Genomic DNA, 22,445 nt, shown 5'->3' with positions numbered 1-22,445 from the left:
GCCCCGCCCCGCTCCAATCGAACGCCGCGTCTCTGTATTGTCACAGCCGGACGATTACCTACCGCTTACACGCATGAACGCTGCGCGTGTGGCCAGGAGGGACGTATGGTGGCGTGACCTCGCGCGTTGCGAACGCCTGTACGAATTTGGCGTGCCCGAATTCGGATGGCGGGATAGGGGGTCATGTGCCGGATGTGAGAGTGGAGTCGGTGGGTCTCGACCGTGGTACGCCCATGATGTTTCGGGACTTCGGGGCGTATGTCCGCATGGCCCATGACCCTGCGCAGATGGAGGAAGCCGCGGCGCTTGCGCTGCTGTGCTTGCACGTGCCGCGGCTCCTGGGCGCCCTTCGCATAGTTCGGTGCTGAGCGGCTAACCCGTGGATCGCTCGCCCCGGCGGCTTACCCGAGCCGGTCGCCGGGGCTGATGCGTTTGTGGGCGAGCCGCGCCCGCTCCCCGCCGGCCGACGCCGCGTACCGCGAGAGCATCTGTCGACTCTTCCACCCCGTGATGCGCATCAGGTCGTCCTCGTTCCCGCCGGCCACCTTCCACTGATGGGCAAACGTGTGCCGGAACTGGTGCGGGTGCAGCTCGTCGATGCCGGCCTGCGCGCAGCGTCGCTTGAGCATGGTCCCCACCCCCCAGATGGTGAGCCGCTGCATCTTGTTGCGGTCTCCCCACCACAGCCACATCTCGTCGTCGTCGAGCGGCTTGCCCTTGTGCTTGGCGGCGGCCCGCAGGTACCGGTCCAGGGCGGTCGCGCACGCGTTGCCGAACGGCACGGGTCGGGCTCTCCCGCCCTTGCCGAGCACGTGCAGCACTTTCATGTCCAGGTCGAGATCGCCGACGTGCCGGTCGGTCAGCTCCGACAGGCGAACGCCTGTGTCCAGCAGCAGCATCAGCAGCGCCATGTCGCGCCGGTCCGCGTACGTCTTCCCCTTGCATGTCGCGAACAGCGCCTTCAGGTCGGCCTCCGGGATCACGGGCACCTCGACCTCGGGCAGTGCCGGCGGCTTCATCGTGCGCATGGGGGAGCGGTCCAGTTCCTCCTCGTCCACCAGCCAGTTGAACATGGTCTTCAGTGAGCGGAAGTGCTGGTGTGCGTTGCTTGCCGAGGTGCGCTGCATCGTCGCCGTGATGTACGCCTCGACGTGCTCGCGGTGCACGTCGGTGAGCTCGGCAGGGGCCGGCCGTCCCTCGTTGCCGTCCTCGTCGACGGCCGGGCGGTAGCCGCCCTCGGCGTCGAGCAGGAAAGCACCGAAGCTCTTGGCCGCCTGGCCGTAGATCCGGATCGTGTTGTCGCTCTTGTTCTGCGACCTGAGCGCACGCAGCCACGAGGCCGACATGGGGGCGAGGTTCAATCGCGTTTCCGTCATGCGGCCCACCATGCTGCCCACTATCGTGGACAGTCAAGGCGCTTGGCCCTTAAGCGATGTGCATCAGGCCAAGAAAATGCCTCACCGGCGTTTCCGCAGGTGAGGCTATGTTTGCGCCCCCGGCAGGACTCGAACCTGCGGCCAAGCGCTTAGAAGGCGCCTGCTCTATCCACTGAGCTACGGGGGCCGGGTGTAGGCCTCGGTGGCCTGGAGCCCTGGACCCCGGGCGGTCCGCGACCTTGCCGGGACAAGGATAGGGCTCCGATTGACTCGGTCCGGTTGCTTCACCTGCGTGGCACGTTGTGGAGGTTCGGTGAAGCGAGACGATAATCGCAGGTGGGTGCGATTCGTGCATCGCTTTTGACGCCTCGCGCCCCGGGTGTTGTGCACTCGTTATGCCTGCGCCCCACTCGTCCCCTCTGTCCGGACGGAGGAACCGGCGCGCAGACGTGGCTATACGCTTCAAAAAGGCTCCAAAATTGGGCATTCTTCGCATGTGGTGACCTTGGACGTACGGCCTCAGCTCATCGACGCACTTTCCGCCCTGCGCGACCGTGTCGCTGCCGTGCGTCTTCCACTCCCGATTCCAGGAGCTCCACGCGCCCGGCAGACCAGGATCGAACTGCTCGCCCAGCTCGACGACTACCTGCTGCCCCGGCTCAAGGACCCCGACGCGCCCCTGCTCGCGGTCATCGGCGGATCCACCGGGGCGGGCAAGTCGACCCTCGTCAACTCCCTCGTCGGACGCCGCGTCAGCGAGGCCGGGGTGCTGCGCCCGACCACGCGTACGCCGGTGCTCGTCTGCCACCCCGACGATCACCACTGGTTCGCCGACGTCCGGGTGCTGCCGCAGCTCACCCGCGTCTGGCTGCCGCCCGAGGAGTCCGCCGACCCCGGCCAGTGCGACGACCTCGACGGATTCGACGGGAACGCGGCCGAGGAAGGGACCGCCCTGCGCGTCGAGACCGCCGCCGGGCTGCCGCGCGGCCTCGCCCTGCTGGACGCCCCCGACATCGACTCGCTCGTCGTCCGCAACCGCGTCCTGGCCGCCGAACTCATCTGCGCGGCGGACGTCTGGGTCATGGTGACCACCGCCTCCCGCTACGCCGACGCCGTGCCCTGGCATCTGCTGCGTACGGCCAAGGAGTACGACGCCTCCCTCGTCACCGTCCTCGACCGGGTGCCGCACCAGGTCATCTCCGAGGTGTCACGGCAGTACGGCGCCCTGCTCACCAAGGCAGGGCTCGGCGAGGTGCCTCGCTTCACCATCCCCGAACTGCCCGAGTCGGCCGGCGGAGGCAGCGGACTGCTCCCCACCACCGCGGTCGCCCCCCTGCGCGCCTGGCTCACCCACCGGGCGCAGGACCCGGCGGCCCGTCAGCAGGCGGTCGGGCGGACGGCGGCCGGGGTCATCGACTCCCTCGACGTCCGGATGCCCGCCCTGGCCGCAGCCGTCGCGGCGCAGTACGCGGCCGCCGTCCGGCTGACCGGTGTGGTGGAGGACGCGTACGCAAAGGAGGGCGCACGCGTCCGGCGGCGGATCCAGAGCGGCGGGGCGCTCGCCGGGGACGCCCGGACCCGGTGGCGCGGCTACCCGCTCTACAGCACCTCGGAGGAGGTGCTCGACGCACTCGTGGAGTCCCTCGCCGCGCTCCTGGAATGCGCGGTGGCCGCCGCGGACGAGACGATCCGCGCCACCTGGCGACGGGAGCCGGCGGCCGGGGCGTTCGCCTACGAGGCGGCCGGCCGGGAAGCCGGCGGATGGGGGCCGGCCGAGGACATCCGCGGCCGGATCGACATGACCGTACGGCGGTGGCGCCGGGTCCTGGAGGAACTGGCCGAGGAAGAGGTGCGCCTCATGGAGCGCAACGCCGCACCCGACCCCGAGACCGTCGCCACCCTCCTCTCCGCCGCCCTCCTCGGCGGCCGCCGGGCCCGTGTCGCCGGGGAGCAACTGGCCGAACGCATCGGCGCGCAGGGCGCCCTGCGGCTGCGCGACAAGGGCGGCGCGCTGCTCACCACCTATCTCGACCAGGTGCTCGGCGGTGAACGCGACCGCAGGCTCGCCCCCTTGGACGCGCTGGACGTGGCCCCCGAACCGCAGGCCGAACTGATCGCCGCGCTGTCCGTACTGCAGAAGGAGAGGTGGCAGCGATGACTGCCGTCACTGACGAAGGTCCGGGACAGAGCCGGGGCAGGAACCGCCCCCAGGAGCCGGCCCCCGGGCGGGCCCCGGACGGCGACCCGCCGGCGGGGCAGGACCAGGACGCGTCGCGCGGCTGGGACGACGGCCTCATCGCCCGCCGGGCGGCCGCCGCCACCGAGGAGAGCACGCGCGGCGAAACCCCCGCCGCAGTGCCGGAGGACGACGTACGGCCCCAGGTCGAGGCGTACGTGCCGTCCGGCAGCCCGCTCAGCCCGCGCCTGGACGCCCTGCGCGAACTCGTCGGCCTCTCCAGGGCCCGCCTGGGCAGGACCGCCCTCGCCGAGGCGGGCCGCGTCCTCGACGAGGCGGCGGCCCGGCAGCGGCTCTCCTCCCGTCACACCGTCGTCGCCATCGCCGGAGCGAGCGGCAGCGGCAAATCGACCCTCTTCAACTCCCTGGCCGGCGCCCAGATCTCCGAGACCGGGCTGCGCAGGCCCACCACCTCCTCACCCCTCGCCTGCTCCTGGACGGACGGCGCCGCGGGTCTCCTGGACCGGCTCGCGATCCCCGGACGGCTCAGGCGCCGGCCGCAGCCCTGCGGCACGGCGGCCGACGAGGCGCTCCAGGGCCTCGTCCTCGTCGATCTGCCCGACCACGACTCGGCGGCGCGGGGACACCGCGACCAGGTGGACCGGGTGCTGGCGCTCGTCGACGCGGTGATCTGGGTGGTGGACCCGGAGAAGTACGCGGACGCGGCCCTGCACGAGCGCTATCTGCGGCCGCTCGCCGGGCACGCGGAGGTCACCTTCGTGGTCCTCAACCAGATCGACCGGCTGCCCGGCGAGGCCGCCGACCAGGTCCTGGACGATCTGCGCCGGCTCCTCGACGAGGACGGAATGGCGCTCGGCGAACACGGTGAACCCGGTGCCACCGTCCTGCCCCTGTCCGCCCTCACCGGCGAAGGGGTGGGCGAACTGCGGGAACTGCTCGGCCGGTTCGTCCAGGACCGCACGGCGGCGACCCGCCGGCTGTCCGCGGACGTCGACGCGGCGGCGGCGAGGCTCCGCCCCGTCTACGTCGCCGAGGGGCGGCCGGGCCTGGGGGAGCGGGCCCGGGAGGAGTTCGCCGACCGGCTGGCGGAGGCCGTCGGCGCCTCGGCCGCCGGACAGGCCGCCGAACGCGAATGGCGCCGCAACGCCGGACGGGCCTGCGGGACCCCGTGGCTGCGGCTGTGGCGCTGGTACGAGTCCACCCGGCAGCCCGGAGGCCTGGACCGGGGCGCTTCCACCGCACCCCCCGAAGAGCAGCTCACCGCCCGCCAGCGGGTCGAACAGGCCGTGCGCACGGTGGCCGACGACGCCGCCGACGGACTGCCCGGGCCGTGGGCCCAGGCGGTGCGCGAAGCCGCGGTGCACGGGGCGCAGGGGCTGTCCGAGGCACTCGATGAACTCGCCGGGCGGGCCACGGGGGCGGAGGAACGGGCCACGGTCACCGGCCCGGCGGGTGCGGACGGCGGCACCGGGGCTCGGGGCCGTACGGAACCGGAGCCAGGGGCACGTACGAGCGCGAGGCCGCCACGGCCCGCCTGGTGGCCCGCGGCCGTACTCGCGCAAGTGGCGATGACCCTGCTGCAGATCTTCGGCGGCCTGTGGCTGGCCGGCCAGATCATCGGTGTGCTGCCGCCCGGTCTGCTGACGCCCGCTCTGGTGATGCTGGCGGGCATCATCGGCGGCCCGCTTGTGGAGTGGTCGTGCGCGGCGGCCGCCCGGGGGCCCGCGCGACGGTACGGCCAGGAGGCCGAACGAAGGCTGCGCGAGGCGGCGGCGGCCTGCGGGCGGGCCCGGGTGCTCGATCCGGTGTCGGCCGAGCTGGTGCGGTACCGGGAGGTGCGCGAGCGCTTCGTGGCGGTGACGGAGTTCTCCACAACGGGCCGTTAGTCCACAGGCCTCAGCAGGAATTCCGCCTCCCCTTCAGCATGGGACCCGTGGCCGCAGCGCAGGACGCGGTCACTGGTATCCGGACCGAAGGGGAGGCGGAGTCATGAACGAGACCTTGGTGACGCTGGTGGGGAACGCGGCGACCGGCGTGGAGTTCCGGGAGACCGCGAGCGGGGGGATGGCACGCTTCAGGTTCGCGGTGACGCCGCGGCGGTGGGACCGGGAGAAACAACTCTGGGCGGACGGGCACACCAGCTTCTACACCGTGTGGGCCTGGCGCACCCTGGCGGCGAACCTGACGGGTTCGGTGGCCGTCGGGGAGCCCTTGGTGGTGCACGGCAGGCTGAAGGTGCGCGAGGAGGAACGGGAGGGGCAGCGCCGGACCTTCGTGGACATCGAGGCGGTGGCGGTGGGACACGACCTGACCCGGGGGACGTCGGCCTTCCGGCGCGTGGTCAGGGGCGATCCCGGGCTGACGGCGCGGCCCGGCGCCCGGGAGAACGACGAGCCGGACCAGTGGGCCGTACGGGAGCGCCCGTCGGACGGTGAACAGCCCGCGGACCAGGCGGAACCACGGGACGCGGAGCGCCGGCCGGCCGCGCCCGACCGGGCGCAGCGTCCCGCCGCCCGCCGCCGGACGGTGCGTCAGAAGGCGGAGCCCGAACTGGTGTCGGCGCCTTGACGGAGCACCCGGCGGAGGAGGCGGGGACCGGGACCAGGGACGCGTCCCCGTACTCCGCCGGGTCGTTACCCGGGATAACGATTCCGATTCGGAATGGTTGTCGGACGGTATGACGGGGGACTGTGCTTCGCTCGTTCCTTAGGATTCCTCAGTACTCATACGGCACTTGAGTCGGCTGGCGGGACAATCCCCACACGCGTAACGGACGCGAGGGTCTCGCCCGGAGGGGAATTCTGTGTTTTCTGCTTCTTCAGCGACCGCCTCGTCATCCGCGACGACGGCCCACCCCCGACGGAGCCGGGGCATGGCCCGGCTGGCCGCGTCCGTGGTGGCGTCCGGCCTCGTCATGGCCGGAGTCCTCACCGGCGCGAGCGGGGCGGCCGCTGACGAGGCGCCCCCGCACCAGGGCGGCGCCACCGCGACCCTGGACGGGCTGAAGACGTACGACGACGCGGTCATCCACACCGGTGGTGAGGACCAGAAGGTCTCCGCGGGACTCTTCGAGATGACCGTCGACGGCGGCGGCAAGTTCAAGACGTACTGCATCGACATCCACAACCCCACCCAGGACCAGGCGAAGTACCTGGAGACCCCCTGGGACCAGACCTCGCTCGGCACGAACAAGAACGCCGGCAAGATCCGCTGGATCCTGGAGCACTCCTACCCGAAGATCGACGACCTCCAGGCGCTCGCCAAGGCGGCCGGCACGGGCGCGCTCACCGAGCGGACGGCAGCGGCAGGCACCCAGGTCGCCATCTGGCGCTACTCGGACGACGCCGACGTCACCGCCTCCGACCCCCAGGCGGAGAAGCTCGCCGACTGGCTGAAGGACAAGGCCGTCGACGCCGCCGAGCCCCAGGCGTCCCTCGCCCTGGACCCGGTCGCGGTGTCCGGCCACTCCGGCCGGCGCGTCGGCCCCGTCACCGTCCACACCAACGCCGGCCAGGTCTCGGTGGCCCCGCCCGCCGACTCCGCGAGCGGCGTCAGGATCACCGACGAGAAGGGCAAGGCCGTCACCACGGCCGTCAACGGCTCCCAGCTCTGGTTCGACATCCCGGCAGGCGCCGCCGACGGCTCCGCCTCGCTGACCGTCCAGGCCACCACCTCGGTCCCCGTCGGCCGTGCCTTCGCCGGCGCCACCAAGAGCCAGACCCAGATCCTGGCCGGCTCCAGCGAGTCCACGGTCTCCGCGAGCGCCACCGCGACCTGGGCCGGCAAGGGCGCCATCCCGGCGGTCACCGCCAAGAAGAACTGCGCCAAGGGCGGCGTGGACGTCACCACGAGCAACAAGGGCGACGAGCCCTTCACGTACGAACTGGCGGGCGCGGAGCACACCGTCGCACCCGGCAAGTCCGACACGGTGACCGTGCCGGTCGCCGAGGACCAGGCGTACGACGTCACGGTCACCGGACCCGCCGGGTTCACCCGGACGTTCAAGGGCGTCCTGGACTGCCTGACCACGGGCAAGAGCACCGACAGCGGCCTCACCACCCAGACCGCCGAGCAGCCCACCACGCTCACCGCCACCGCCGGCGGCAGCACGGCCGGCACCGGGGGCAACCTGGCCGAGACCGGCAGCTCCAACGCCACCCCGGTCATCGCCGGTACCGCGATCGCCCTGGTCGTCATCGGCGGCGGCGCGGTCTTCTTCCTTCGCCGCCGCAAGGGCCAGTCCGCGAGCGAGTAACGCGCGGCGGGCGCACGGGCCTTCACGTCCCGCTCACGGCCCCGGTACGGCTTCGGCCGGCCGGGGCCGTGGCGTACCGGCGGGGACCACCTCGCTCGCGACGCGGCCCGGGGCCTACGCGGTACGAAGTCGCCAGGAACCGGCCGGAGGGATGACCGGCTGGGCGGTTCTCAAGGCCGCTGACGGGCCGGCGCGCCCAGGGACACCGCCCCCGCCCTCACCGGCGTTTGGCGGGCGCCGTCCGTGAGCGGGGGCTCATGGACGCTCGAAGTACTGGAGCACTCCGCCGGCGGAGAAGCACAGGGCTCCCGCGAGAGTGCCCCAGTCGGCGATGTCGACGTTCACGACGCTTGCCGTCGTGGGGCGGGTGAAGTCGGCCACGGCCGCGACCATGAAGAGCACGGACCCGAGTTGGTTGACCGCGACGATCCACCAGCCGAGATCGCCGGCCCTGATTCCCGGCCGGCCGTGGCAGACCTCCACCAGGGCCAGATGCCCCGAGATGAGGAACAGGGTGCATCCGACCATGTCGGGGGCCCAGATCAGCCGGTTCACCTGCTGCGTCGAAAGCCCCTGCAACAAGGAACTCAGCAGGTTGACGCCGAACACGAGCGTGCCGACGAACAGCACGAAGGTGCTCAGCCAGTCGATCCGGCCGGGTTCGTAGCTCCACCATCTCCAGCGCCGCGCGGCAAGCGCCCCGATTCCGTTGGTCTGGCGAGGAGCGTTGACTGCCTGGAGGAGCGACGCATAGCCGCCCGTGTTGAAGAACAGGCCGCCGACGAAGTAGATCCAGGCCCCCGTCGCGTCACCCGGCCCGAACTGTGCCACCGCGGCCCCGGCGGCGAACAGGCCCCCGCCCACCGTGAAGGCGATCGCCGCGATGGCGTTCAGCCTGCGGAGACGACCGACCGACGCGTGGTCCGCCCTGCGTGAGCGGGACCCGGAATCGCCGGCCGCCCGCACGGTGAGCAGGCCGCGCTTGCGCGCTCGCCGCGACTCCCAGACCGCGGTACCCCCATCGCCGAGGCGCCAGGTCAGCCGCGTCGTGAACGGCCCCGCACCCTCGGCGGTCCTCTCGATTCGGCTCACCGCTCGACCCTAAGGGCTGTCCCGCAATTCCTGGTGGATCAGCGCGCGGCGTCAGATGCGGTGCATCGCAAGGCGGAGAGGCGCCCGCATACGGGAGGTATGCGGGCGTTTCGACAACGCGGCGAGGTGCCATAGCTGGCGTCGCGCGCCCGCCAGGAATTGCGGGACAGCCCTTAGCGTGGGGTGGGCATATGCCCGTCAAGGGCGCGAACCCCGTGGGTGTGCGCGTAGGCGGCCGGCACCGCACCGGTCACCGAGCGGGTGCCGCGGGCCAGGGCATCCGCGAGAGGGAGCGGCGGTGCTTCGGCTGCGTGTCGGGCTCCGTTTCCCCCACAGGTTCCTCGCGCGGCGCGACCCGGCCGTGCTCGACCTGCCATCCGGGCGATGCGGCGAAGCCGTAGCCCCTGAGCGGCGACGCCATCGGGTGATGTGGGTCAGCCAGGCGGGTGACTGCCGCCCTCGTGGGCTGCTCCGGGGCCGGCCGGTGCTCCAGGATCGGTGCCGCCGCCGGCTCCGGCGGAATAGACATCGACCGGGTCCGTGCCGCGCGAGCGGTGCGGCGACGGCTGTTCGAGGAGTCCCATCCCATGCGTTCACGCGTCATCGCTGTCATGGCCGCCGCGGCCGCGGCCACCGCGGTACTCGCCCAACCCGCCCACGCCGCCCCGCTGGTCGACGGGGTCTACCGGTTCGCGGCCCTCCAGGACGGCAAGTGCCTGACCTACCCGAAACCGGGCGGGTACCGGGGCGCGGTGTCGCTGGGTGACTGCACGGACAACGCGAACACCTCGGCGAACTGGCAGGTACGGCAGCGCCCCAACGGAACGATGGAGGTCTCCACGGCCGGCTCGAACCCCCGTACCTGTCTGCGCCTGAATGACAGTTACCGGGTGGTGGCCAACACCTGTGACGGCAGGTACGCCGAGTGGACCGTCTCCGTCGGCTCCGCCGGACCGGGCAGCGTGGTGTGGGCCGACATCGAGCACACCCCCAGCGACGGATCCGGCTCGTGGGGGAAGCTGGTGGACGATCCCGGCGTCACCGGCCGCATCGTGGTGAGGCAGGCCCCCATCGATCCGCACTTCTGGACACCGCAGCAGGTCGGCTGAGGACACGGCGGGTCTCGGCATCGGGCGCCCCGCCCACGTCCTGTGGACGATCGGCGGGGCGATCCCGGTACGCGGGGCGGCGGCGGACCGCGTCAGCACCCCCGGCGATCGGTCGGGACATTCGGTGACCGGTCGGTTACAGCCGTGGCCGGGCGTAGTCCCAGCTCAGGGCCACCCATCGATACGGGTTTCCGTCAAGAGGTAGCAGTCAGGCAAGATGGGGTGTATCTGCCCACTCATCGATTGCCGGACGGTTTCTCTTGGCTGAGTACATCTACACGATGCGCAAGACACGCAAGGCGCACGGCGACAAGGTCATCCTTGACGACGTGACGCTGAGCTTCCTGCCCGGCGCGAAGATCGGTGTGGTGGGTCCCAACGGTGCCGGTAAGTCCACGGTGCTGAAGATCATGGCGGGCCTGGAGCAGCCGTCCAACGGTGACGCCTTCCTGTCGCCCGGGTTCAGCGTCGGCATCCTCATGCAGGAGCCCCACCTCGACGAGTCGAAGACCGTCCTGGAGAACGTCCAGGACGGCGCCGCCGAGATCATGGGCAAGCTCAAGCGCTTCAACGAGGTCGCCGAGCTCATGGCGACCGACTACTCCGACGCCCTCATGGACGAGATGGGCAAGCTGCAGGAGGACCTGGACCACGCCAACGCGTGGGACCTGGACGCGCAGCTGGAGCAGGCCATGGACGCCCTGGGCTGCCCGCCCGGCGACTGGCCCGTGACCAACCTGTCCGGTGGTGAGAAGCGCCGTGTCGCGCTCTGCAAGCTCCTCATCGAGGCGCCCGACCTGCTGCTGCTCGACGAGCCCACCAACCACCTCGACGCCGAGTCGGTGAACTGGCTGGAGCAGCACCTCTCGAAGTACGCGGGCGCCGTGGTCGCCGTCACCCACGACCGGTACTTCCTGAACAACGTCGCCGAGTGGATCCTCGAGCTCGACCGCGGCCGCGCCATTCCGTACGAGGGCAACTACTCCACGTACCTGGAGAAGAAGGCCACCCGCCTCAAGGTCGAGGGCCGCAAGGACGAGAAGCGGCAGAAGCGGCTCAAGGAAGAGCTGGAGTGGGTGCGGTCCAACGCCAAGGGGCGTCAGACCAAGTCCAAGGCGCGTCTCGCCCGGTACGAGGAGATGGCGGCCGAGGCGGACAAGATGCGGAAGCTGGACTTCGAGGAGATCCAGATTCCGCCGGGCCCGCGGCTCGGTTCCATCGTCGTCGAGGTCGAGAACCTCTCGAAGGCCTTCGGTGACAAGGTCCTCATCGACGACCTGTCGTTCACGCTGCCGCGCAACGGCATCGTCGGCATCATCGGTCCGAACGGCGCGGGCAAGACCACGCTGTTCAAGATGATCCAGGGTCTGGAGACGCCGGACTCCGGCGCCATCAAGGTCGGCGACACGGTCAAGATCAGTTACGTCGACCAGTCCCGCGCGAACATCGACCCGAAGAAGACGCTGTGGGCGGTCGTCTCGGACGAGCTGGACTACATCAACGTCGGCCAGGTCGAGATGCCGTCGCGCGCGTACGTCTCCGCGTTCGGCTTCAAGGGCCCGGACCAGCAGAAGCCGGCCGGTGTGCTCTCCGGTGGTGAGCGCAACCGCCTCAACCTGGCGCTGACGCTCAAGGAGGGCGGCAACCTGCTGCTCCTCGACGAGCCCACCAACGACCTCGACGTCGAGACCCTGTCCTCGCTCGAGAACGCGCTGCTGGAGTTCCCCGGTGCGGCCGTGGTCATCTCCCACGACCGCTGGTTCCTGGACCGCGTCGCCACGCACATCCTGGCGTACGAGGGCGACTCCAAGTGGTACTGGTTCGAGGGCAACTTCGAGTCGTACGAGAAGAACAAGGTCGAGCGTCTCGGCGCGGACGCGGCACGCCCGCACCGTGCCACGTACAAGAAGCTCACGCGAGGCTGATCGTCTTGGCACGTCACATCTACAGCTGCCCGCTGCGCTGGTCGGACATGGATGCCTTCGGCCACGTCAACAACGTGGTCTTCCTCCGCTACCTGGAGGAGGCGCGCATCGACTTCATGTTCCGGCTGGCGCCGGGGGACGGCTCGCCGTCCTTCGCGGGCGGTTCCGTCGTGGCCCGGCACGAGATCGACTACGTGCGGCCGCTGGTCCACCGGCACGCCCCGGTGACCGTCGAGTCCTGGGTCACGAAGATAGGCGCCGCCTCGCTCACGATCGCGTACGAGATCAAGGACCCGGAGCAGGTGTACGTACGGGCGTCGACCGTGGTCGTCCCGTACAACCTGGCCGAGGAGCGGCCCCGGCGGATCTCCGCCGAGGAGAAGCTCTTCCTCCAGGAGTACCTGGCCGAGGAGCCGGCGGCGGTATGACCGCTCCCGTGCAGACGCTGCGGTTCGCCGACGCGAGGGAGGCCGCGGATCTCGCGGCCTTCCTCGGGCGGCTGCTCCACTACGACCGTGCCGCGGCCGTACGGCTGCAGGCGGGCGGTGGCGCGCTGGCCGTGTTCGGCCGGCCGCCGTCGTTCGACGTCCTGGCGATCCGGGCCGTGCGGCTGGCGGATCCGTACGCCTTCGACGCGACCGTGTCCGCCGGTGAGCTTCTGGAGTCCCTGGAGGAGTCGACGGGCAGCGGGGCCGTCCCCGCGGCCGTCACCGGGCCACCCTGGACCGGTGTCCTGCCTCCGCGCGGCGGCTGGCAGGAACGGCCGGGGCTGCCGGGGCCCCTCGACCTGCGCACCGCACTGAGCGCCGCCGTCGCGGAGTTCCGTACGCGCGACGCGGGGCTGCCCGAGGAGCGGCGCACCCGCGCGGAGCGGGACCGGATCGGGCGGGACGTCTGGTCGCGGACCGTCGGCGGTACGGAGCTTCCGCTGCGGGCCGTGCACGCGGCGCAGTCCCTCGGCTTCCTGCGGGCCGCCCCGGACTTCCCCGTGGCCCTGCTGGCCACGGGCTCCTGGATGCGGCTGCGTACCCCTTACGGATCCATCGCCCTGCGGCGGGCCGGAGCGGCCGGGGGCCTGGGGGCGCTCGCCGTCTCCGTGGGCGGGTAGGCGCGTCCCACCCGCGCCCGTGGACTTCCTCGGGCGCGGATGTCGTGCCCACGTGCGTGGACGCCTTGGGCCGGATGCCACCTTCGCGCACGCGGGCGTCCTCTGCCGGATGGCGCCCGCGTACGTGGACGTCCTCGGCCGCATGCCCGGCGTCCGCTCGCGTGTGTGCCGGGGGCACGCCCTCCGTCTACTCGGGCTTGGGCCCGGCGCCGTCCGGCCACACGCCGATGTGGTCCTGCTCCAGTTCCAGCATCACGCGGTGCTCCATGCCCAGCGCCTCCGTGTAGTCGGCGGGCAGTTGGAGCCGGCCCGCGCGGTCGAGCATCGCGTACTCGCGCGCCACCTGGGACTCCTGGCCCGTCGCCGCGTCGACCTCCGTGCGGCGCAGCACCTCGAAGGAGGTGCGGCCGTCCCGGATGGCCACCGTGCGGCGGACCTCGTTCGCGACCGCCTGGTCGTGGGTGACGATCACGATCGTCGTGCCGAGCTCCTCGTTCGCGCGGCGGAAGGCGGCGAACACCTGCTCACCGGTGGCCGAGTCCAGCTCACCGGTCGGCTCGTCGGCGAGGAGCACGGAGGGGGAGTTGGCCAGCGAGACGGCGATCGCCACGCGCTGCTGCTGGCCCCCGGACATCTGCTGGGGGCGCCGGTCACGGCAGTCGGCCACCTCCAGCATCTTCAGCAACGACTCCGCGCGCGCGGCCCGTTCGCGACCGCGGCCGCGGCCGCGCAACTGCATGGGCAGCGTGACGTTCTGGAGGGCCGTCAGATAGGGCAGGAGGTTGCGGGAGGTCTGCTGCCAGACGAATCCGACGACGTCCCGGCGGTAGCGCAGGCGCTCCTTCTGCCCCATGGACAGCAGATCGCAGCCCGCCACCTTCGCCGCCCCCGCCGTGGGTTCGTCGAGGCCCGCCAGGATGTTCATCAGGGTCGATTTGCCGCTGCCGGACGCGCCGACCAGGGCCAGCAACTCGCCCTCGGTGACCAGCAGATCCAGGCCCTGAAGGGCCTGCACCTCCACCCCGTCCGTGGTGAAGATGCGGACCAGCCGGTCGCAGGCGATCAGCGCGTCGTGGCCGTAGGAGGGCCGGTCGCGGCGGGCGGTCGCCCGCTGTTCGAGCTCCGCCAGTGTGGAATCGGTCGACGGCGTCATCGGGAGTCTCCTGCCCTGAGTTCGGTGATCGATCCACGGCGGCCGGCCCACCAGGCCTGAACGCCGGCCACCGCCGCGGCGAGGACGATCACGCCCAGGGCCGGGAGGGCCAGCGACCACGGATCGGTCCGCAGCGGTGCGGTGTCCAGCAGCCCCGAGCCGGGACTGGACGCGAGTGCGAGGCGCACCAGATCGATGCCCGGTGACAGCAGCACGATGGTCGCCCAGCCGACGAGGAGTCCGCCTCCGGCGGCCAACATTGCCTGGGGCATGGCCTCGAAGCCGAGGAGACGGCCGCCCTGCCGGGTGGTGAGGCCCATGGTGCGCAGCCGCGCCAGCAGCGTGGCGCGTTCCGGGGCGGTCTGCAGCAGCGAGAGGAGGACGGCGAGCAGGGCGTAGCCCGCGCCGGCCGCGATCGCGGCCAGGTAGATCCGCTCGGCTCCCGTCTGCATCGGTGTGTCGACGTACGTGGCACGTTCCTCGGCGCGCATCTGCACGGCGAGATCCTTGCCCGCGTGCCGGGCCGTCGTGCGCAGCGCCCCGGCGTCGATCCGGTCGCCGGTGAGGAGCAGCGCGGTGGTCTGCCGGTGGGTGAGCGAGGCGGAGTTCACGATGAGGAACGAGGTGTCGCTGACGGCGGGCGTGCCCGTCACCGTGCCCGCGACCCGCACCTTGAGGTCCCCGGCCAGCGACTGGAGCTCGCGCGGCCGGTCGCCGAGGCGCGTGGCCACGGACGGGGAGGCGAGGACGGGCAGCACCCGGTTCTTCGAGGGCAGCGTGCCCTTCGGTACCGCCGGTCCGGTCGCCTCGAGCCGGTCGGCCGGGAAGGCGCCGAGCCCGGTGGAGCGGGCCAGCCGGGCGTACGTGACCGGGTCCACGCCGATCAGCGTGGCCCCCTTGGCGTCCTCGAAGCCGCTCGCGGGCGCCGGGAGCGCCACCCCGTACTCGATCTGGACCGGGGCCACGTCCCGTACCCCGTCCGCCTTGCGCACCGCACGGATCAGAGCGGCCGGCAAGGGTACGGAGTCGGCCTGGCCGCTGACCCGGGCGTCGGCGCCCACGGCGCGCACCGCAGCGCCGTCCCGCGCGTCCGCGACCCCGGCGAGGACCGAGCCGCCGAACGCCGCCGTCGTCAGGGCGACCAGCAGCGCGAGCAGCGGCAGGGTCCCGGCGGCCGAGGTCCGCCCGGCGCGGGCGAGGGCGAGGAAGCCGATCGCCCCGCGGAGCCGGGCCACGGAGCGCAGGGCGAGCCGCAGCGGCAGCGGGTAGAGCCGTACGAGGACCACGGCGGCGATCAGCCCGACGAGCACAGGGGCCGAGCTGATCAGAAGGTCCGTGCCGCCCGTGCCGTCCGTACCGCGCCGCCGCAGCGCGGCGACGGCGCCGGCGGCCAGCACCAGCAGGGTGAGTTCGGCGACGGTACGCCGCCGGGACGGGCGGGCGGCGACCAGGTCGTCGCGGGCGCCGGGCAGTCGCGGGGCGCGGTGGCGCAGCGCCGTGCGCAGGGGGAGCGCGGCGCAGACCAGGACGACGACGCCGGCGGCGCCGGTCACCGCGGGCCACAGCCTCCCCTCACCGACGGCGAGGACCGCGAGCAGCAGGCCCAGCGCCCCGGCAGGCACGGCCGTCACCGCGGTCTCGCCCAGCAGCCGTCCCCCGATGCCGGCCAGCGAGCCCCCGCGGGCCCGGAGCAGGGCCAGTTCGGCGTGCCGGCGGCCGGCCATCAGACCGCCCGTCATCAGCAGGACGACGGCGGCGACGGCCCCGATGCCGACGGCGGCGACCGTGACGACCGGCTTGATCGCGGCACGCATCCCGTCGTACGCCGTCAGGATCTCGTCCAGGTCGGTCGTCACCGTGACCGTGTCACCGGCCACCCGGCGCATCTTCAGCAGCCCCGGACCGCCTTCCAGGGAAGCCACCGCCGTCCGCAGCCGCGGCACGTCGCGCGCGGTCAGCCGGGAGCCGTCCGGCGCGATCCGCCAGTACAGCTCCGGCTGGCCGGTGGTGGAGAGCAGGGCCGGCGCGGCGTCCGGCGGCAGCAGCAGCGCGGCGATCCAGTAGTAGCGCGGCGTCTCCTTGCCGGGCCGGGGGACCAGGGACGGCGTACGGAGCAGCGGTTCGGCCGACCAGTAGGAGGCCTCGGGGTCCCGCGGGGCGACGATGCCGGTGATCCGTACGGTCAGCGCCTCACCGCCGCGCGTCGGGACGGAGACCGTCGCGCCGGCCTTGATCCGGAGCGCCTTCGCGGTCTGCTCGGTGACGGCGGCCTCGGCCTCCCGGGTGGTGAGCGACACCTTGCCGCGGGCGGCCGGCCACGTCCCCGTACGCAGGGTGGCGTGGTCGGGCAGGGCCGACTGGGTGACGTACGTCAACGCGGGGTCGAGGCCGTAGGGGCGGGGGAGCCACGGCTCGCCCGCCAGGATCGGTTCCGAGGTGCGCACCCCGTACGCGGACTGCGAGGCGTCGGCCCGCACCGGGTCGGGCAGTCCGGCCAGGACCTTGTGCTGCACCGACGCCAGCGCGGCCTCGCGCACCATGGACTCGCGCGCGGCGACCGGCAGTTCGAGGCCGGGTTGGGGCCCGCTCAGTTCGAGGACGCTGCGCGTGGGGTCGACGTCCCCGAGATCGTGGCGCAGCCCCCTGTCCTCGTAGCTGTCGACGGCCCGGGGGAAGGCCGCCGCGAGGAAGGCCGTCACCAGCACGAGCAGGGCGAAGGCGCAGGCGGCACCGGGTGCGGTCCGCAGCCGGGTGCGTACCCAGGGGGCGCAGGCGGACGCGGTCCGGTGAGTTGTCGCTCGCGGGCTCATGTCAGTGGTCCCCCTGGGTGCGCAGCGATATCGCCGGGTCGGCGCGGCGCAGCGTGAGAGCGGCGACGACGATCAGCGGCAGGGCCGCCACCCCCGCCATCAGCACGGCCACCTGCCCGGCCGGCAGCTGGACCAGCACGGAGGGCACCGGCTGGGACGCCTGGCCGGTCAGCACGATCAGCGGCACCACCGCCCGGGTGAGCAGGGCGCCGAGCAGGGTCCCGGCCAGCAGGGCGATCGTGATCAGTACGCCCTGTTCGGCGGCCGTCATCCGGGCCAGTTGCCGGCGCGGCGTGCCCAGGGCCCGCAGCACGGCGAACTCGGCGGAACGCTCCCGCTGCGAACCGACCGCGGCCACCGCGAAGCCGACCGCGGCCAGGGCGGCGGCGATGACCGCCACCGCGAGGAGCGCGGACTGCGGACCGGCTCCCAGCGGATCGCTGACCAGGTCCTCGGCGACCTCGTCGCGCACCTGGACCTGTACGGGGTCGGTGTCGGGCTGCTTGCGGAGCGCGGCCGCGACGTCAGCGGTCCGGCCCGGGTCGGTGCTCAGCCACCACTCGGTGGCGGTGAGCCGGGCGTTGGGGCGCTCGGCGAAGACCCGGCCCAGCGCCCGCAGGTCGAGGAGCAGGGCCCCGCCGTCCCGGGCCCGCTGCGATTCCCCGGTGGAGGCGGAGGAGCCCGAGCCGGGGCCGGTGGTGGGCAGCCGGTGCACGGTCCGGGTGATCCTCACCCGGACGGTCTCCCCGGCCAGGGTGACGTCGACGTCCTCCCCCCGCTTCGCCCCGGTCGCCTTCAGATAGGCGTCCGTGGCGACGGCGTTCAGGGCCGGTGCCTTGGCGCGGACCGCGGTGATCCGCACATTCAGGGCGGGTACGGCGTACACCGCGTCCTCGGGGGTGACCAAACCGGTGGCGTAGTCGAGGCTCAGCGGGGCCGTGGCAGAGGCGGCCGGGTGGACGGCCTCGCCGGGCCGCACCTCACCGAACGCGTCGGCGGTCACCGCCGCCTGCCAGCGGAAGCCGTCGGGGACCGGGACCGGCTGCTCGGCGCCGTCCGGGGCGACGGTGCGCAGGGCGCTCACGGTGAGCCGGTGCGACTGCCCGGCGCCGACGGGCTGCTGGTCGTCCAGCTCGATCCCGGTGACGGCCGGCTCACCGGCGGCGCCCACGTCGACCGAGACGGGATGCGCCTTGCCGTCGACGGGGACGGAACCCACGACCACCTGGTACGGGAGGCCGTAGCGGTCCTCCAGCGTCACCGTCACCCGCGGCGCCATGCCGGACGGCGAGACGTGGCCGGGCGCGTGCAGGTCGGAGATCCGCAGGTCGAAGCGGAGCCGCGTGCTGTTCTTCGGGAGCAGCAGTCCCGGCCGGGCCGCCTTCGGCGGGGCGAGCGTGTCGAACAGCCGGTTCCCGGGCCCGTCGCCGAGGTCGCCGCGCATCAGCATCCGCTCGTCGGCGTGCGCCGTGTCCAGCGCGAGGACTTCGGCGGTGCGCTCGTCGGAGAGCTCCACCGACGCGCGGAACGCGGGTGCGGCGTCCCGGATGCCCGGCAGCTTCGCGTACGCACCGGACTTCGCCGGGTCCGCGTTGACACCGCCGGTCACACGCACCGACGCACCGGACCTGAAGTCCGCCTGGTCGCTCTGGGAACGGTTCCACGACGCGCTCTGCCCGATCGCCAGCATCCCCATCGCCATCGCGAGCACCAGCAGCAGCACCGGCCCGGCCCCCCGCAGGGGGCGGCGGCTGAACTGCCAGCCCGCCAGCGCCGTCGCCAGTCCCCGGCCGCCCGCCGCCCGGCGCTCCGCGAGCCGGGCGGCGGGCGGCAGCAGGCGCAGCGTCAGCACGGTGCCCGCCAGCAGGGCCAGGGCGGGGGCGGCGACCAGCAGCGGATCGATGCCGAGCCGGCCCTCGCGGTCGCCGCTGAGCGCGCCACCGCCCGCACCCGTGGTCTGCCGGTCCAGCTGCCAGTACGCGACCGCCGCGATCGCCAGCAGGGCGATGTCCGCCCCCGCCCGCACCGGCGCCGGCAGCGCCGCGGAACGTGTGGAGCGCCGGCCCCCCGCACTGGCGGCCAGGGCCGGAGCGACGACGGCGAGCGCGCAGGCCAGCGCGGTGGCGGCCGCGATCAGCCACACCTGGCCGGTGACGCCCCCGTCGAGCCTCAGGCCGATCCGGGAGAGCTCGCTGCGGTCCGCCAGGAGCCGGGTCAGCGGTCCGGCGAGCAGCGGGGCGACGACGGCGGCGGGCAACGCCAGCAGCAGCGCCTCGATCGCGGCCAGCGAGGTGATCTTGAGCCGTGATCCACCGCGTGCCCGCAGCAGTTCGGTCTCGCCGGCGCGTTCGCTGCTCAGCAGGCGTGCCACCAGCAGCAGGGCGTACCCGGCGAGCAGGACCAGCTGCACCGCCACGATCGTCAGCGTCGAGCGGGAGACCAGCAGCGCCCGGTCGATCTGGTCGAGGACCGTGGGCAGCGAGGTCTGCGCACTGGCCCCGTCCTTGAACTCCGGAGCGGCGAGCAGAGCCTTGGGGCCGGTGGTCGCCGACCGGCGCAGCGCGTCCATCCGGCCGGTGGTGACGGTCCGGAAGTCGGCGGAGGCCAGCCAGGACATCTCACCCGAGCTGAGCCGGCCGGAGCCGAGCACGGCCGGATCGGTGAGCAGCGGACCGTACGTCGTGAAGACGAGCTTGCGGATGCCGCGCCCTGCGAGCGCGTCGAGCTTCCAGTACGGGTCGGACTGGTCCGCGGCCTTGTAGAGACCGGTGACCAGGAGCTGGACGGGTGTGCCGCCGAGTCGGTCGGTGACCTTCAGCCGGGCGCCGGGCTTCAGGCCGAGGGCCTCGGCGGCGGTGGCGGGGAGCGCCACCTGGACCGGGGCGCCGGCCGCTGCCGCCCCGGCGGCGGGCATCCTGCCCGCGGTGAGCCGGACCCGGCCGCGGTCGAGGGAGGCGAAGTGCGTGAGGTCGGGATCGCCGCGCCGGGCGGCGGGTTCCTGCAGGCCGCGCGGCAGGGCGTACGGCCCCGAGGACTCCAGCTTCCGTACGGTCACCGGGAGCCCGTCGAACGTGTCGCGGGCGGCCCGGCGCACGGCCGCCTCGGCGGCGTCCCGCCGGTCGTGGTCCACCTGCACGGACACGACCAGTGCGGCGGGCGCGGCCGACCGGTGGGTGAGGGTGTGGCGCAGTGCGGCGTCACCGATGGAGCCGGAGAAGGCGGTGAGAGCGGCCAGGACCGAGGTGGTGAGGAGGACGGCCAGGACGGCCGCGGCGAGCAGGAGCCGGTGGGCCCGCACCCGCAGAAGGACGAACCCCGTCACCTGACCCCCTGATCACCGCTTACGCGCACCTGCGCCCCCGGTGCGTTCGTACGGATGCTTTCAGACGGGAGTCACCGCTGGAAACCGCTTACAGGCATACCTTGATGGGATTGTGATCGATATGCGAAGACGGAGTTCCGGATTCCGCACACATCCGACCGCCGCTCAGCCCTCGGTGTTCACCATCGAGGCGGCCGCGTAGGTGAGGTAGTCCCACAGCTGCCGGTGGTGCTCCGGGTCCAGCCCGAGCTCGTCGAGCGCCTCCCGCATGTGGCTCAGCCAGGCGTCGTGCGCGGCGCGGTCCACCCGGAACGGCGCGTGCCGCATCCGCAGCCGGGGATGTCCGCGCTCCTCGCTGTAGGTGCGGGGGCCGCCCCAGTACTGCATCAGGAAGAGCGCGAACCGCTCCTCGGCGGGACCCAGATCCTCCTCCGGGTACATCGGCCGCAGCAGCGGGTCCCCGGCCACGCCCTGGTAGAAGCGGTGGACCAGGCGCCGGAAGGTGTCCTCGCCGCCGACCAGCTCGTAGAAGGTCAGCTCCTGCAGCGTGTCGCGCGGATTCTCAGTCACCCGTCCATGGTCGCAGACGCGCCGGCCGGGCACGGGGGGCCGGGGAAGACGGATACGGCGACGGCCGGTGAGGGGGCGTTCCCTCACCGGCCGGCGCGCTGTCCGCGGGGGGTCAGTCCCTGCGGATCGTGATCGTGGTCCACGCCCCGACGTGGACCTGGTCGCCGTCCTGGAGCGGTACGGGGACGTAGGGCTGGATCGGCTCCTCGGCTCCGTTCAGCGTGGTGCCGTTCGTCGAGTTCTGATCGACGACGGCCCAGCTGCCGTCCGGCTGCTGCACCAGCACCGCGTGCTGGTGCGAGACGCCCGGGTCCTCCGGCGGCACGGACAGGTCGATGTCCGGGGACTCGCCCGTGCTGTGCCGGCGGCGGCCGATGGTGATCTGGTTGCCGGTGAGCGGCAGCTGCTGTTCCGGGGAGTACGCCGGGAGGTTCAGCCCGGTGGCCTCGGGGCCGCTGCGCTGCATCATCGCCAGGAAGTACTCGCGGTCGGGCGCGATGACCGCAGTCCAGTTCATGGACTGCGGACCCTGGCCCTGACCCTGCTCGGGTCCCTGGTTCTGGTTCTGGCCGGGGTACGGCTGCTGCTGCATCGGCGACTGCGGGCCCTGGGCCTGCGAGGGCGGCGACAGCAGCCAGTCGTCACCGCCGGTCTGCGGCGCCTGCGGCTGCGGCGGGGCCGGCGGGCCGGGCTGCTCGAAGACCGGGGGAGCCGTCTGCTGGAACGCGGGCGGCGCGCTCTGCTGCTGCTGGAAGGGCGGCGGGTTCTGCTGCTGGAACGGCGGGGGCGGGCCCTGCTGTCCCTGTTGCTGGAACGGCGGCGGAGGCGAGCCCTGCGGCGAATTCTGCTGCTGGGCGTGCTGCTGGCCCTGCGGGAAGCCCTGCGGGCCGCCCTGCTGTCCCGGCTGCTGTCCGTGCTGCTGTCCCTGTTGCTGGAACGGCGGCGGGGGCGGCGGACCCTGCTGGCCCTGCGGCGGGAACGGGTGAGGGGGCTGCTGACCCGGTCCCGGGGGGCCGGGCCGGTCCGGGCCCGAGGAGAGCGGCTCGGCCGACCGGTTCACCTGCGAGGGGCGCGAGCCCTGGTACTCGAACGGATCGCGGGGCTCGCGCTGCTGCGGCGGGCCGGGCGGCTGCTGGGCCTGGAAGCCCGGCGGCAGGTTGAGTCCGGGCACCGGACCGCCCGGGGCGCCGTGCTGCGGAGCCAGCGGCGTGTACGAGGTGGCGGTGTTCGTGAGGAAGTTCCAGCGGCACTCCTCGCAGAACGGCGCCATGGCCTCCCGGGGGGTACGGCACTGGGGGCAGAGCTCGGCCTGCTGGGTCGCATCGGGGCCGGAGCCCTGCGGGTATCCGTAGCCGCGCGCGGGGGGCGGGGGAGGCGGCGGGGGAACGGCGCCCGCGGGCGCGCCCGCCCCGGCCATGCGGTGGCCGCAGACCTCGCACCAGTCCTCGGAACCCGACTGGTGTCCGTTCGGGCAGGTCGGCATGTCGGCGCTTCCCCCTCTCCTCGTCCGGCCCCGGGGGCCGTCATT

15 protein-coding genes and 1 tRNA gene are annotated in these 22,445 nt (G+C 72.9%); 8 read left to right on the top strand and 8 right to left on the bottom strand.

The genetic code is table 11. From position 1 onward, the window contains the following. Window positions 1–401 precede the first annotated feature (401 nt). Both E6R60_RS05695 and E6R60_RS05690 read right to left on the bottom strand, forming a co-directional pair. Window positions 402–1,376, bottom strand: coding sequence for a tyrosine-type recombinase/integrase (locus tag E6R60_RS05695; protein ID WP_136325292.1), 975 nt, complete (start codon window positions 1,374–1,376; stop codon window positions 402–404). A 114-nt stretch (window positions 1,377–1,490) separates the two neighbouring features. Next, a tRNA-Arg gene (locus E6R60_RS05690) sits at window positions 1,491–1,563 on the bottom strand. Between the two features lie 318 nt (window positions 1,564–1,881). Here E6R60_RS05690 and E6R60_RS05685 point away from each other — a divergent pair. The 4 genes from E6R60_RS05685 to E6R60_RS05670 all read left to right on the top strand — a co-directional run bounded on the left by E6R60_RS05685 (window position 1,882) and on the right by E6R60_RS05670 (window position 7,828). Then, on the top strand, window positions 1,882–3,534 hold the full coding sequence (locus E6R60_RS05685; protein ID WP_136325562.1) for a dynamin family protein: 1,653 nt from the start codon (window positions 1,882–1,884) through the stop codon (window positions 3,532–3,534). Then, complete coding sequence (locus E6R60_RS05680) at window positions 3,531–5,459, top strand: YfjP family GTPase (RefSeq protein ID WP_136325291.1); 1,929 nt, start codon at window positions 3,531–3,533, stop codon at window positions 5,457–5,459. The genes E6R60_RS05685 and E6R60_RS05680 overlap by 4 nt, the downstream gene beginning before the upstream one ends. Before the next feature lie 103 nt (window positions 5,460–5,562). Continuing rightward, window positions 5,563–6,141 (top strand): single-stranded DNA-binding protein, encoded by a 579-nt coding sequence (locus E6R60_RS05675; protein WP_136325290.1) that lies wholly within the window; start codon window positions 5,563–5,565, stop codon window positions 6,139–6,141. 235 nt (window positions 6,142–6,376) lie between these two features. After that, window positions 6,377–7,828, top strand: coding sequence for a Cys-Gln thioester bond-forming surface protein (locus E6R60_RS05670; protein ID WP_240802399.1), 1,452 nt, complete (start codon window positions 6,377–6,379; stop codon window positions 7,826–7,828). Window positions 7,829–8,083: 255 nt separating this feature from the next. On the opposite strand, the gene E6R60_RS05665 is transcribed toward E6R60_RS05670, so the two are convergent. Beyond that, window positions 8,084–8,920 carry a hypothetical protein gene (locus E6R60_RS05665; protein ID WP_136325288.1) on the bottom strand — a complete coding sequence of 279 codons (837 nt, stop codon included), beginning with the start codon at window positions 8,918–8,920 and terminating at the stop codon, window positions 8,084–8,086. A gap of 587 nt (window positions 8,921–9,507) precedes the next feature. On the opposite strand from E6R60_RS05665, the gene E6R60_RS05660 reads away from it, so the two are divergent. The 4 genes from E6R60_RS05660 to E6R60_RS05645 all read left to right on the top strand — a co-directional run bounded on the left by E6R60_RS05660 (window position 9,508) and on the right by E6R60_RS05645 (window position 13,062). Further along, complete coding sequence (locus E6R60_RS05660) at window positions 9,508–10,029, top strand: hypothetical protein (RefSeq protein ID WP_136325287.1); 522 nt, start codon at window positions 9,508–9,510, stop codon at window positions 10,027–10,029. A 260-nt stretch (window positions 10,030–10,289) separates the two neighbouring features. Further along, on the top strand, window positions 10,290–11,954 hold the full coding sequence (ettA, locus tag E6R60_RS05655; protein ID WP_136325286.1) for an energy-dependent translational throttle protein EttA: 1,665 nt from the start codon (window positions 10,290–10,292) through the stop codon (window positions 11,952–11,954). Between the two features lie 5 nt (window positions 11,955–11,959). Continuing rightward, window positions 11,960–12,382 carry a thioesterase family protein gene (locus tag E6R60_RS05650; protein WP_168713538.1) on the top strand — a complete coding sequence of 141 codons (423 nt, stop codon included), beginning with the start codon at window positions 11,960–11,962 and terminating at the stop codon, window positions 12,380–12,382. Next, the gene (locus tag E6R60_RS05645) at window positions 12,379–13,062 is read left to right on the top strand and encodes a hypothetical protein (protein WP_136325285.1); all 684 of its coding nucleotides are present in this window, start codon (window positions 12,379–12,381) and stop codon (window positions 13,060–13,062) included. The genes E6R60_RS05650 and E6R60_RS05645 overlap by 4 nt, the downstream gene beginning before the upstream one ends. A gap of 187 nt (window positions 13,063–13,249) precedes the next feature. Here E6R60_RS05645 and E6R60_RS05640 read toward each other — a convergent pair whose 3' ends face one another. From E6R60_RS05640 to E6R60_RS05620, 5 genes are all read right to left on the bottom strand, one after another. Next, on the bottom strand, window positions 13,250–14,215 hold the full coding sequence (locus E6R60_RS05640; protein ID WP_136325284.1) for an ABC transporter ATP-binding protein: 966 nt from the start codon (window positions 14,213–14,215) through the stop codon (window positions 13,250–13,252). After that, the gene (locus tag E6R60_RS05635; protein ID WP_136325283.1) at window positions 14,212–17,025 is read right to left on the bottom strand and encodes an ABC transporter permease; all 2,814 of its coding nucleotides are present in this window, start codon (window positions 17,023–17,025) and stop codon (window positions 14,212–14,214) included. The genes E6R60_RS05640 and E6R60_RS05635 overlap by 4 nt, the downstream gene beginning before the upstream one ends. A gap of 1 nt (window position 17,026) precedes the next feature. Continuing rightward, window positions 17,027–20,347, bottom strand: coding sequence for an FtsX-like permease family protein (locus E6R60_RS05630; protein WP_136325282.1), 3,321 nt, complete (start codon window positions 20,345–20,347; stop codon window positions 17,027–17,029). 165 nt (window positions 20,348–20,512) lie between these two features. Further along, window positions 20,513–20,917 carry a globin gene (locus tag E6R60_RS05625; protein WP_136325281.1) on the bottom strand — a complete coding sequence of 135 codons (405 nt, stop codon included), beginning with the start codon at window positions 20,915–20,917 and terminating at the stop codon, window positions 20,513–20,515. A 112-nt stretch (window positions 20,918–21,029) separates the two neighbouring features. Further along, entirely contained in the window at window positions 21,030–22,400 is a 1,371-nt protein-coding gene (locus E6R60_RS05620) for an FHA domain-containing protein (RefSeq protein ID WP_136325280.1), read from the bottom strand. Between the last annotated feature and the right edge of the window lie 45 nt (window positions 22,401–22,445).

The sequence above is a fragment of the Streptomyces sp. A0642 genome (assembly GCF_004795105.1).
Lineage (GTDB): Bacteria > Actinomycetota > Actinomycetes > Streptomycetales > Streptomycetaceae > Streptomyces.
This window is presented reverse-complemented; position numbering and strand designations above follow the sequence as displayed.

Bases quoted from the DNA above. Each gene is read 5' to 3' on its own strand.
- E6R60_RS05695 (WP_136325292.1), bottom strand. From the start codon at position 1,376: ATGACGGAAACGCGATTGAACCTCGCCCCCATGTCGGCCTCGTGGCTG.
- E6R60_RS05680 (WP_136325291.1), top strand. From the start codon at position 3,531: ATGACTGCCGTCACTGACGAAGGTCCGGGACAGAGCCGGGGCAGGAAC.
- E6R60_RS05675 (WP_136325290.1), top strand. From the start codon at position 5,563: ATGAACGAGACCTTGGTGACGCTGGTGGGGAACGCGGCGACCGGCGTG.
- E6R60_RS05660 (WP_136325287.1), top strand. From the start codon at position 9,508: ATGCGTTCACGCGTCATCGCTGTCATGGCCGCCGCGGCCGCGGCCACC.
- E6R60_RS05645 (WP_136325285.1), top strand. From the start codon at position 12,379: ATGACCGCTCCCGTGCAGACGCTGCGGTTCGCCGACGCGAGGGAGGCC.
- E6R60_RS05640 (WP_136325284.1), bottom strand. From the start codon at position 14,215: ATGACGCCGTCGACCGATTCCACACTGGCGGAGCTCGAACAGCGGGCG.
- E6R60_RS05635 (WP_136325283.1), bottom strand. From the start codon at position 17,025: ATGAGCCCGCGAGCGACAACTCACCGGACCGCGTCCGCCTGCGCCCCC.
- E6R60_RS05620 (WP_136325280.1), bottom strand. From the start codon at position 22,400: ATGCCGACCTGCCCGAACGGACACCAGTCGGGTTCCGAGGACTGGTGC.